Raw genomic sequence first — 11,860 nt, 5'->3', positions numbered from 1 at the left:
GGTTCGGTAGAGGGGCGGCGCGGTTCCGCAGCGCACATTGTCTCACATCTGCGACAAAGCCGCCTCGATCCGGCGTGATCGGCCGGATCGCGCGTCTGCGGGCCTTAATGCACGTCGAATTTCTTCATCTTGCGATGAAGCGTGGCGCGACTGATGCCGAGCAACGAGGCGGCCTGCGTGACATTGCCGTTGGTGCGTGACAGGACGCGACGGAGCGCGGAACGTTCCGCTTCCGCAAGGTCGGAGCCGCTGTCATGGCGCTGTTCCTGCAGAATATCCGCGGCCGGCAGACCCTGCGCGATCCGGGCATCATCGAGCTTCAGCGCAAGACGGGCGGCCCGCGTGGCACCCAGCACAAGATCGTCCTGATCCACAGCCAATAGCGAGAGCGCCGCACCGAAACCGCTCGGCACAACGACGATGCGCGCACCGGGAAAGGCGCGGCGGAAAAGATTGCCTTCGATACGCTGCGCCGCATCCTTCACCGCCTGGGTGACGAAGGAGAAAGTCATCTCGTTGATATCGTCACGGCAAGTGGAAATATCGAGCGCGCCCGTCACCCGGCCGGTATGGTCGCGGATGGGGGCGGTGGTGCAGCAGAGTTCGGTGTTCGAGGTGAAGAAATGCTGGTCGCGATAGACCACCACCGAGCGCTCATCCACCAGTGCGGTGCCGATACCGTTGGTGCCCACGCTCTCTTCGCTCCAGACGGCCCCGTTCCAGAGGCCAAGCGCCCGGAAGTCGCGGTCATCACCGGAAGCACCACGCCGCTCCAGCGCAACACCCTGCGCGTCGGTCAGAAGCAGGCAGCAGCCGGATTTGCCGACACTGTGAAAAATGCGGTCCAGCTCATCCGTGCTTTCAGCGATCAGACCGGCGGCACTTTCGCGGGCGCGGCGAAATTCAATCTCGCTGAGAAAGATCGGCTTGCGGTTTTCCTCCGGCGCAAGACGGTGCTTGACCATGCAGCGCCGCCACGAGGCGATAATCGGGGAACTTGCGGCCGCGGAACGGTGACGTGCTGTTTCATACACGCGTTCCGCATGGGCGATGTCTGTCGGCATACGCTCCTCCCAAAGCTTTTATGCGATGGTGCGCTGGAAGCGTTCATGTTTCAACAAAAAATTTCGCGACCGCCCTGCCCTGAGCAACCGCCGACTGCACCGGACTAGCGAACCGCCTTGATATAACGCCGGCCGGAGCTCTCTTCCGTTTCATCCTCCGCCGAGAGAAACGTGTCGTCCACGAGATTGGCGATGGAGGTCAACGGACCGGGCTTGCCGAAAAAGAAGCCCTGCACCTGCAGGCAACCTTCACGCCGCAGGAATTCAATATGGGCCTTCGTCTCCACACCTTCCGCAAGCACCGGAATATTGAGGCTGTGAGCCAGAATGAGCGTCGAGCGAACGATCGCCTCCGACTGCACATTGGTCGACAGGCCATCGATGAAGGCACGGTCGATCTTGATCTTGTCGAAAGGGAAGCTCTGCAGGGTCGAGAGCGAAGAATAGCCCGTGCCGTAGTCGTCCATGGCGATCTTGACGCCGAGCGCCTTGAGTTTGCGGATGGTGACGAGCGCGTGGCGATGGTCGGCGATGATGCTGCCTTCGGTGATTTCCAGCTCGAGCCTTTCCGGCGCAAGTCCCGTTTCGGCAAGAATTCTCTCGACCTTGTCGGGGAAATCATTATCCGCAAGCTGCTGCGGCGCGACGTTGACGGCAATGGCGAGTGACTTTTTCCACCGCGCGGCCTGCGCGCATGCATCTCTCAGAACCCATTCGCCCAGTTCGACGATGAAGCCGGTCTGTTCGGCGATCGGAATGAATTCGACGGGAGAGACCATGCCGCGTTCGGGATGTTTCCAGCGCAAAAGCGCCTCGAAACCGACAATGCTGCCGCTCTTGGTGTCGTTCTGCTGCTGGTAATAAAGCTCGAACTCGTTATTGGCGAGGCCGCTGCGCATGGCGATGGCAAGCGCGTTGCGCTCGCGTGCGGCCTCGTCCATGGATTTGTCATAAAAGCAGATCGTGTCCGAAGTGCCGCTTTTTGCCCGGTACATGGCAACATCGGCCTGCGCCATCAGCGTATCGGCATCGATGGAGCCGGTGTTGCGGACCGATATGCCGACGCTTGCGCCAACCGAAAATGTCTGGCCGTTCCATTCGACCGGCCTGCTGATCTGCTCGATCAGCCGCTGCGCGAATTCCGCACCGTCGGCCCGGGTGTAATAGGAATGGGTCATCGCGACGAATTCATCGCCGCCCATGCGCGCCAGGAATTCCCCGGCCTTCAGCACGGAACTCGCCCGGTCGGCAATGGCGCGCAGTACGGCGTCACCGGCTGCGTGACCATGCACGTCATTGATTTCCTTGAAACGGTCGAGATCGATCGACAGAAGCGCGGTATGCGCGCCGGTGGAGATATGGCGCGTGCGGCGGTTCAGATGTTCGATGAAGGCCGCGCGGTTGGGAATGCCCGTCAGCGGATCGTGCAACGAAAGATGGCGATAGCGGGCAACCGCCTGCTGGGTGGACTGGGCGTCGATGACATAGGTGGAAAGCCCAAGCGCCAGAAGCAGCAGCGTCACGGCGATAGCGCCTCCGCCCATGATGGCCGGCGGCAGCAGATTTTCCGGAATGACGATGCGCGGATCGAAGGCGAAGGACATGGAGGACATGCCGGTGTAATGCATCGAGGCAATGGCCAGGATGAGAAACGCCACGGCGCTATATTGGCAGAAACGGTTGAGGGGCCGGGCAATGCGATTGACTGCGATTGCGCCCAGTACCGCCCCGAACACCAGTGAAGCGATGACATAGGCCTGATCCCAGAAGATCATGCCCTGGACATTGTAGGCCGCCATGCCGGTATAATGCATGGCCGCAATGCCGAGGCCGAGGATCATCCCGCCGGCTTCCACCAGCACGCTGCGCCCGCCATAGGCCGAAATGCCAAAACCGGCAGTCGTCGTGGTAATGGCGATGAGAAGCGACAGCCCGGTCAGATAGGGATCGTAACCCACGTCACCCGCGGCATTGTAACCCAGCATCGCCACGAAATGGGTGGTCCATATCGCCGCGCCGCCATTGACACCCGCCAGAAACAGCCAGTTGACCTTCTGCACCCCCGTCGCCAGCCGCGCTTTCGAAAAAAGCCGCATCGAAACGAAGCTTCCCAGCATGCAGACGAAGACCGCTGCGGCGGTGTAGCGATAATCGTGATCGATGGTGAGGCACTGGAGAACTTTGAGCATTGTTATCTACGCAATTGGAATTTTGCGAAGACCTATCATTCGCCAAGTTTTCACCCGGTTTATATGCATGGATAAGCATAAATTAAATTTTTCACCATTTGCGCGAATTAGAAAATACTAATTAAATCTTTGCGTGGTATGCCGCAAAAAGATCCGGGCCTTGTCTTTATGTCCCGTTTGTATTATAGCGCCCGCACCCGTGTAGACACCCTTGGAGGCAACGCGGGTGGGATGGCTTAAAGGCCTCCCCAGTTCAGAGCCCGCGGGCATGAACTCTCCATATAACCTCGAAAGGAATTGCCATGAGCAAAGAATCGTATGAGCTCAAGGCCGAGGCGCGCGAACGAGTTGGTAAGGGGTCCTCTCGTGAACTTCGCCGCAACGGTTTGATTCCCGCTGTCATCTATGGTGACAAGCAGGCCCCCATTTCCATCGCCCTGTCGACCAACGAAGTCACCAAGCGTATCCACGGCGGCGGCTTCATGACGACGGTTGCGATCATCGACGTCGACGGCCAGAAGATCAAGGTTCTGCCGAAGGACTACCAGCTTGATCCGGTCCGCGACTTCACCATGCACGTCGACTTCCTGCGCGTTTCGGGCAACACGCTCGTCAACGTTGAAGTTCCGGTTCACTTCGTCAACGAAGAAAAGTCGGACATCAAGATCGGCGGCGTTCTGAACATCGTTCGTCACACGGTCGAGTTCCACTGCCCGGCCAACGACATTCCGGAATTCATCACGGTTGATCTCGCTGGTCTGAAGATCGGCGACAACGTGCACATTTCGAATGTGAAGCTGCCGAAGAACATCACGCCGGTTATCGCCGACCGTGACTTCACGATCGCAACGATCGTTGCTCCGGCTGGTGGCGTTGCAGAAGAAACGACTGAAGAAGCTTCCGGGGAATAATCGGCAGCCGCAAGGCTGAAAAGCTTTGAAGAATGGGGCCCGTTCCGTTTTCGGAACGGGCCTTTTAGTTTTTATGAACTTTAAAACCAGAAAGCCCACCCGCCGCTTACGATGCGGAACCTGTTTCAGCCTCGATTAACACTTCCATGAAACGATACCCTTGCGCTGTCGTGGAAACACCGGCCGGATTGAGAAATAGCGCGGGAGAACATGGCTTTTGCCGAAAATTCCGCAAATCCACTCCGGGCGGAAGAAGCGGAGCGCAGCAATTCAGGGGCAAAGGGTAGCTGCAATCGAATGGCTCATTCCGTCGAAAGTCGCTTTATCGCGATTGTTTCCGGCGCACTTCTTACAGTGGTCGCCCCGCTCTTTACGCTATTGTTGACGCTTTCCTATCACGAAGCCATTCGCAGCCAGCGCAACCATCTTGAGATTCTGCTGTCGACCAATGCACAGGCGCTTGCCCGGCCCCTGTGGGATCTCGATGACGACACCATCAACCAGATTACCGGAACCCTCATCTCCGACCCCGTGATCCGCATGGTCGAGGTCAAGGATACGTCCGGCCAGCTCGACATCGTCCAGACCGCCGGCAGCGACATCATCCAGGATGCAGCCTCAACGACGCGCGAGGTGACCTACAAGACCACGAAGGGTGCCGTCACCGTCGGGCAGCTGACGGTCTATTATGACAATGTCAGCCTTCTGACCTCTCTCAGCCGCACAGAACTGGCCTTCATCACCATTTTCATTCTCGCGGTACTCACCATCGTTCTTGCCGCCATCGCCGGCAATCGCTTCATGGTCATCCGCCCGCTGATGCGGCTGGCCGCGGCAATAGAGGCAACACGCCGCCTCGGTTCCCGTCACCATGTCGACTGGCGCTCGAAGGACGAAATCGGCCGGCTGGCGAAAAGCTTCAACGAAATGCAGACCCAGCTCGAAAAGGAAGAGCTGGAGATCAAGAATGCCCATGAGCGCAAGACGGAAATCTACAACCGCACACCCGCCATGCTGTTCTCGCTCGACAGGCACGACCGGATCGCCGCCGTCAGCGATTATTGGGTACAGGCGACCGGTTACGACCGCACCAGGATACTTGGCCTGAACTTCGCCGATCTCATCCATCCCGATGACCGCCCGCTGTTCCAGCAGCGCAAGGCAACACCTGCCTCACCCGAGGTTTCGCATAACGGCATCACCGTACGCTTCCATTGCAGGGAAGGCAGCGTCATGGACGCGCTCATCCTCGAAAAACCTCTCGATTCCGGCGATGCCGCCCAGCAAAGCACATGCCTTTGCGTCATGACGGATGTGACCGAACTGCGCCAATCGGAAAAGCGCAACCGCCAGCAGGCCATTTCCGACCATCTGACCGGCCTCTTCAACCGTCAGGGTTTCGAGGCGATCCTCGACCTGCAGATCCGCGATGCGGACCGCAATGGCAGCGAACTGGCCTGCCTGTTCATCGACCTCGACCGTTTCAAGGCCATCAACGACAATCTCGGCCATGCGGCGGGCGACGCTGTTCTCAAGCAGTTCACGCTGAAACTCGAACCTCTGCTGACGCCGCTCGACAGCGCGTCGCGGCTCGGTGGCGACGAATTTGCCATTCTGCTGGCCGGCGACAAGGTGGAGGAGCGCGCCCTGCAATTCTGCGAGCGCATCTGCGCCATGCTGGACACGCCTTTCGAGATCGAGAACAACAGCATCCGTCTCAGCGCCAGCATCGGCATGGCGGTCTATCCTTTGCATGCCTCCAGCGCTTCCGAGCTTTTGCAGAATGCCGACATGGCCATGTATACCCGCAAAAGAACGGGCAAGAACGGTTCGCAGGTCTTCGACAGCTCGATCATGGACCGGGCACGCGAACATGCGGAGCTTGAGCGGGATATCGCGCAGGCGCTTTCCGAGGACTGGTTCGAAGCCTATTTCCAACCCATTCAAGACCTCTCAACCGGCCAGACGGCAGGTTTCGAGGCGCTGCTGCGTCTCAACCATCCGGACAAGGGATTGCTCTCCCCGGCCGCGATCGTCAGCCTTGCCGAAGAAAACGGTACCATTCAACGCATCGGCAACCTCATTCTCGATCAGTCGATCGCCAATCTCGCGAAGCTGTCGCGCCTGCCGGGCATGGAACAGACCTATGTGGCGGTGAATTTTTCGCCACTGCAATTCGAACCGGGATTGCCGACGCGTATCGCCGGCGTGCTGCACCGCCACGGCATTATCCCCGGACGGCTGGTCATCGAGATCACCGAAGCCGTCATCATGAAGGACGATCCGCAAATCCGGGCGATCCTCAACGCCATTCACCAGCTCGGTTGCCGCATCGCGCTCGATGATTTCGGCACGGGTTATTCCTCGCTCAGCTATCTCAGCCGCTTTCCGGTCGATATCGTCAAGATCGATCAATCCTTCACCCGCTCGATCTGCGACGACAGGATGGAAATCAGGCAGCGCAACCGCATGCTGGTCGAAGGTATCGCGGCCATCTCGCACAAGATGAACTGCGTCGTCATCGCCGAAGGCGTCGAGACGGAAGAGCAGAAGGAGCTTCTGAGCGAAATAGGCGCGGATTTCGGACAGGGTTATTTCTTCGCACGCCCGCAACCGATCCAAAGGCTGATCGCCGCATTCGATGCCGCACCCGAACAGAACCGTACCATGGCACGACAAGCATGAACCGGTGATGACATCATGGGATTGATCCGCCTCTGCCTGATCTTTCTTACCCTCGCCACGCCGGCCGGCGCGGCCAAGCTCTTCCTGACGACGGAGGTCTATCCGCCTTACAATCTGCAGACCAGCGACGGCAGCGTGCGCGGTGTCTATTTCGACCAGCTCAAGATCGTGCTCGAGGACACCGGCACCAGTTATGAAGTTGCCGTCATGCCCTGGGCGCGGGCCATCGCATTGGCCACGACACAGGCCATGCACTGCGTCTTCGCCACGGCGAGAACGCCCGAGCGGGAAAAGCTCTTCAAATGGGTTGCACCGATCCACATCGACCGCAATATTCTCGTGGCACGCCGCGAGGCGAATATCGAGGCTTCCAGCCTTGAGGAGGCCAGAAAGTACCGGGTGGGAACCCAGCGGGGCGACTATACCGAAACGCTGCTCCAAAAACTCGGTTTCCCGCAGGTGGATGTGGGCGCCGACTTCGAGATCACGCTCAACAAGCTGCAACTTGGCCGCATAGACCTCATGCCCATGTCCGAAAGCACCTTCAAGGGCCTGCCGGAGAATACCTTCAGGGAGGTTATAACGCTCACCCGGCAACAGCTTGGCCTTGCCTGCAACAAAAGCGTTCCCGACGAAGTCATAGCTAAATTGCAGGCCCGGCTGGACAGGCTGATCGCTGACGGAACGCAGCAGAAGATATTCGACCACTACAATCTCGTCAGCCCCTGAGAGGCTGCCCACGTCCCGCAGATCCATAAAAAGATTGACAGCAGGCGCTTTTCGGGGTGGTGACAACAGCATCAACCGGCAAAATGCGGACATGCCCCATGAAGATCATCGCAGGACTTGGTAATCCCGGCGCGCAATATGCGGGAAACCGCCACAATATCGGCTTCATGGCTGTCGATGCGCTGCAGCGCCTTCCCTCCTTTGCGCCCTGGTCGAAGAAGTTCAAGTCGGAGATTTCCGAAGGCGAGATCGGCGGCGAAAAGGTTCTGCTGATGAAGCCGCTCACCTATATGAACCTGTCCGGCGAATCCGTCGGTGAGGCGATGCGCTTCTTCAAGCTTGCGCCGGCGGATATCATCGCCATTCATGATGAACTGGATTTGCCGGCCGGCCGCGCGCGCATCAAGACGGGCGGCGGTCATGGCGGCCATAATGGCCTGAAATCGCTGGACGCCCATTGCGGCAAGGAATACCGCCGCCTGCGCCTCGGCATCGGCCATCCCGGCGACAAGGAGCGGGTGCACGGCCATGTGCTCGGCGATTTCGCCAAGGCCGACCACGTCTGGCTCGATCCGCTGCTGGATGCCATTGCCGACAATGCCGCCATGCTGGTGAAGGCCGAGGATTCGCAGCTGATGAACAAGCTGGCGCTCGCGACAGGCAGCAAGCCGGAGACGGAAAAACCGGTAAAGGCCGCCAAGCCGGCAGCGCAGTCTCACATCCATCAGGCGCGCAACAGCGCCCAGCCGAAAAAACTGCCGGAAACCGGGCCCATGGCTGAGATGCTGAAGCGGATGTTCAGCAAGAAGGACTAGACCACATATGTCTTCCGATACCATTGCCCTGCGCGAGGCCGGCCCCGGCGACCTGCCCGGTCTGCTCGCACTTTACCGGGCGCTCAATCCATCGGACCCGCATTTGACGATGCAAGAGGCAAGCACGGCTTTCGCCGCCATGCTCGCCCAGCCCGGCCTGACCGTGCTTCTCGCCACGGACAACGGGGAAGCCGTCGCAACCGCCACACTTCTGATTGTTCCGAACCTGACCCGCACCGCCCGCCCCTATGCACTCGTTGAAAACGTGGTGACACTGGAGGCCCGTCGCGGTCGAGGATATGGTCGCGCGGTCGTGCGCCACGCCATCAAGACCGCCTTTGCCGCGGACTGTTACAAGGTGATGCTGCTTACCGGCCGTGAACGCCCGGAAGTCCACGCCTTCTACGAAAGCTGCGGCTTCGTGCAGAACAAGACCGGCTTTCAGATCCGGCAGGACTAGGGCGTAACGCGCCCCTCATTCCTGTACTTGTCACAGCAATGAGGATCGAACTCCGTATTGTGAACGGACAACGTATCGGGCTCGGAAACCCCTGCTCCCATAAAAGCCCTCACTCCTCCGGCTCGGTCGTGAACATCAGCGGAAACCCCGCCTCCTTGCCGAGATCGGTCGCCTCCTTGGCCTTGGTCTCGGCGATATCACGCGCGCAGACGACGACCACGGCGCTGCCGAAGCGATGCGCCGTCATCATTACCCGGTGGCCGGTTTCCTCGCTCATGCGGAAGACGGCTTTCAGCACCACGGTCACGAACTCACGCGGCGTATAGTCGTCATTCAGCAGAATGACCTTGTAGAGCTTCGGGCGCTCCAGCTTCGGTTTGACTTTCGGTTTCGGCTTGAGATCGACAGGACCGTCACTCATCATCGCCGCTCATCATGCTCGCTCATGGGGAAATGCCCCTGGATGACGAAAGATCACTCGTTTGACCCGCATATATTGCACCGCAACCGCGCTATCGGCAACCCTGCCCTAAATTCCGCAGCTTTCGCCGGGCTTTGCCTGCCCAAATCGGCTCGCGGGCTTGACCTTGCCCTGCCCTTTCCGCAAAAGGCTCCTCAACGAATTCTTTCAAACGGACAGGTTTCAAGCCATGGGCTTCAAATGCGGTATCGTTGGATTGCCAAATGTCGGCAAGTCCACCCTCTTTAACGCGCTGACGAAAACGGCCGCCGCACAGGCCGCCAACTATCCCTTCTGCACCATCGAGCCGAATACCGGTGAAGTGGCGGTTCCGGATGCACGCATGAAAACCCTCGCCGACATTGCCGGCTCGAAGGAAATCATCCCCACCCGCATCTCCTTCGTCGACATCGCCGGCCTGGTGCGCGGCGCATCGAAGGGCGAAGGCCTCGGCAACCAGTTTCTCGCCAATATCCGCGAAGTCGACGCCGTGGTGCACGTTCTGCGCTGCTTCGAGGATGACGACATCACCCACGTCGAAGGCCGCATCAACCCGGTGGCCGACGCCGAAACCATCGAGACCGAGTTGATGCTCTCCGACCTCGAAAGCCTTGAGCGCCGCACGGAACAGACCCGTAAGCGCGCCACCGGCAAGGACAAGGAATCGCTGGCACAGTTGCCGCTGATGGAAGCCTCGCTGAAGCTTCTTAATGAAGGCAAGCCGGTTCGCACCCTGCTCTCCACGCTCGATGCCGAGGAGCTGCGCATCCTTCAGGGTCTCAACCTGCTGACCGCGCATCCGGTTCTCTACGTCTGCAATGTCGCCGAAGGCGACGCCGTCGACGGCAACGAGCACACCAAAGCGGTTGCCGAAATGGCCAAGGCCCAGGGCGCAGAATCCGTCGTCATCTCAGCGGCGATCGAATCCGAAGTGGCGCAGCTTCCCGATGAAGAGGCGAAGGAATTCCTCTCCGCCCTCGGCCTCGAAGAAGCGGGCCTCGACCGCCTGATCCGCGCCGGCTACAAGCTGCTCGATCTCATCACCTATTTCACCGTCGGCCCGAAGGAATGCCGTGCCTGGACCATCGAGCGCGGCACCAAGGCCCCGCAGGCCGCCGGCGTCATCCATTCGGATTTCGAACGCGGCTTCATCCGCGCCAACACCATCGCCTATAACGACTACGTTGCCTTCAAGGGCGAAGTGGGCGCCAAGGAAGCCGGCAAGGCCCGTGACGAAGGCAAGGAATATGTGGTTCAGGACGGCGACGTCATCCACTTCCGCTTTAACACCTGATCTCGTTTGAAGGCCGCGGGCAGCCGGGTAGTTTCTTTCGAAACGCTGAGGGCGCAGACATAGCCGCTTGTTTCTTCTCCCCGCCGGGGAGAAGGTGGCCTGAAGGGTCGGATCGGGGGCAAGCTCTCCGAACATCTCCACCCTCGCCCCGCTGCCGCGATCTTCTCCCCTCGGGGAGAAGGCGAAAAGCACCCGCGCTCAAAACTCCCTGCCAATGCAATATAGCCGCACCCTCAATTTGACCTTTACGTAAAAGGAAAAATCCTCTTAGATACGCCGACACTGACTGTGCGAAGGGAGGAAACCATGGCGCCGGTCGCGATATATACCTATGAGGATTTTTCCGTTGGACGGGAATTTCCCCTTGGCCCACAATCGGTTTCGGCGGAGCAGATTATCGCCTTCGCCAGCGAGTTCGACCCCCAGCCCATGCATCTTTCCGAAGAGGCCGGCCGCCGGAGCATTCTCGGCGGGCTGGCAGCGTCCGGCTGGCACACCTGCAGCCTGCTGATGCGGATGATGGCGGATAGCTATATCGCCAACTCCACCTCGCAGGGCAGCCCCGGCATCGATTATGTCGACTGGAAAAAGCCGGTTCTGGCGGGTGATACGCTTTCGGGAAAATCCATCGTGCTGGAACAACGGCAATCCGGTTCCCGGCCGGGAATCGGCCTCGTGAAATTCCGCCACGAGCTTTATAACCAGCGTGGCGTTCTGGTGTCGCACGGCGAAAACACCGTGATGTTCCTGATAAGCGCGAATGGAGGCGTTGCGGCATGAGACTGGCAGAACTTTCTCCGATCGGCGAACGCGTCACTCTCGATACGCTGCATTTTTCCGCCGAGGACATTATTCGCTTTGCCCGCGATTTCGATCCGCAACCCTTTCATCTCGACGCCGAGGCAGCCAAGAACAGTGTTTTCGGCGCGCTTTGCGCTTCCGGCTGGCATACGGGCGCGGGCTGGATGAAATCCTTCCTGTCCCATTGGGCAAAGGAAGTGAAGAGGTTGAAGCTACAGGGCCTCGAACCGCCGAAACTCGGCCCATCCCCGGGCTTCCGCGAGCTCAAATGGAAAAAGCCGGTTTTTGCCGGGGATGACGTAACCTATTTCGTGACCCTGCTCGATACCCGGCCGCTGGAATCGAGACCCGGCGTCTGGCTGAACACCACGTTCAACGAAGGCGTCAACCAGTCAGGGGAAACGGTGCTGACCTTCCAGAGCGGGGTTCTGGAATTCGAATAAAGCGAGCCC

General features: G+C 59.4%; 11 protein-coding genes. 8 read left to right on the top strand and 3 right to left on the bottom strand.

The genetic code is table 11. The features are described 5' to 3' along the window. Positions 1 to 104: 104 nt before the first annotated feature. A complete protein-coding gene (locus tag O3S81_RS01695; protein WP_269340531.1) occupies positions 105 to 1,064 on the bottom strand; it encodes a helix-turn-helix domain-containing protein in 960 nt (319 codons plus the stop codon). 104 nt (positions 1,065 to 1,168) lie between these two features. Beyond that, positions 1,169 to 3,253: a putative bifunctional diguanylate cyclase/phosphodiesterase gene (locus tag O3S81_RS01690; protein WP_269340530.1), complete on the bottom strand. Its 2,085-nt coding sequence runs from the start codon at positions 3,251 to 3,253 to the stop codon at positions 1,169 to 1,171. A gap of 302 nt (positions 3,254 to 3,555) precedes the next feature. Here O3S81_RS01690 and O3S81_RS01685 point away from each other — a divergent pair, with 302 nt between their 5' ends. The 5 genes from O3S81_RS01685 to O3S81_RS01665 all read left to right on the top strand — a co-directional run bounded on the left by O3S81_RS01685 (position 3,556) and on the right by O3S81_RS01665 (position 8,853). Further along, positions 3,556 to 4,164, top strand: a complete 609-nt coding sequence (locus tag O3S81_RS01685; protein WP_269340529.1) for a 50S ribosomal protein L25/general stress protein Ctc — start codon at positions 3,556 to 3,558, stop codon at positions 4,162 to 4,164. A gap of 297 nt (positions 4,165 to 4,461) precedes the next feature. Further along, positions 4,462 to 6,849 (top strand): EAL domain-containing protein, encoded by a 2,388-nt coding sequence (locus tag O3S81_RS01680; protein WP_269340528.1) that lies wholly within the window; start codon positions 4,462 to 4,464, stop codon positions 6,847 to 6,849. Between the two features lie 15 nt (positions 6,850 to 6,864). Beyond that, positions 6,865 to 7,578 carry a substrate-binding periplasmic protein gene (locus O3S81_RS01675; protein ID WP_269340527.1) on the top strand — a complete coding sequence of 238 codons (714 nt, stop codon included), beginning with the start codon at positions 6,865 to 6,867 and terminating at the stop codon, positions 7,576 to 7,578. Between the two features lie 98 nt (positions 7,579 to 7,676). Continuing rightward, positions 7,677 to 8,393: an aminoacyl-tRNA hydrolase gene (gene pth / locus O3S81_RS01670; protein ID WP_269340526.1), complete on the top strand. Its 717-nt coding sequence runs from the start codon at positions 7,677 to 7,679 to the stop codon at positions 8,391 to 8,393. Between the two features lie 7 nt (positions 8,394 to 8,400). After that, positions 8,401 to 8,853, top strand: a complete 453-nt coding sequence (locus O3S81_RS01665; protein WP_269340525.1) for a GNAT family N-acetyltransferase — start codon at positions 8,401 to 8,403, stop codon at positions 8,851 to 8,853. 109 nt (positions 8,854 to 8,962) lie between these two features. Here O3S81_RS01665 and clpS read toward each other — a convergent pair whose 3' ends face one another. Continuing rightward, positions 8,963 to 9,274, bottom strand: a complete 312-nt coding sequence (gene clpS / locus O3S81_RS01660; protein WP_269340524.1) for an ATP-dependent Clp protease adapter ClpS — start codon at positions 9,272 to 9,274, stop codon at positions 8,963 to 8,965. Between the two features lie 229 nt (positions 9,275 to 9,503). On the opposite strand from clpS, the gene ychF reads away from it, so the two are divergent. The 3 genes from ychF (at position 9,504) to O3S81_RS01645 (ending at position 11,851) form a co-directional block, all read left to right on the top strand. Then, positions 9,504 to 10,607, top strand: coding sequence for a redox-regulated ATPase YchF (gene ychF, locus O3S81_RS01655; protein ID WP_269340523.1), 1,104 nt, complete (start codon positions 9,504 to 9,506; stop codon positions 10,605 to 10,607). A gap of 306 nt (positions 10,608 to 10,913) precedes the next feature. Next, complete coding sequence (locus O3S81_RS01650) at positions 10,914 to 11,387, top strand: MaoC family dehydratase (protein ID WP_269340522.1); 474 nt, start codon at positions 10,914 to 10,916, stop codon at positions 11,385 to 11,387. Beyond that, entirely contained in the window at positions 11,384 to 11,851 is a 468-nt protein-coding gene (locus tag O3S81_RS01645; RefSeq protein ID WP_269340521.1) for a MaoC family dehydratase, read from the top strand. The genes O3S81_RS01650 and O3S81_RS01645 overlap by 4 nt, the downstream gene beginning before the upstream one ends. Positions 11,852 to 11,860 lie beyond the last annotated feature (9 nt).

The sequence above is a fragment of the Agrobacterium sp. SOY23 genome, assembly GCF_027212525.1.
GTDB lineage: Bacteria > Pseudomonadota > Alphaproteobacteria > Rhizobiales > Rhizobiaceae > Agrobacterium > Agrobacterium tumefaciens_I.
Note: the sequence above shows the minus strand (reverse complement) of the source record. Positions and strands in the feature narration are given on the sequence as shown.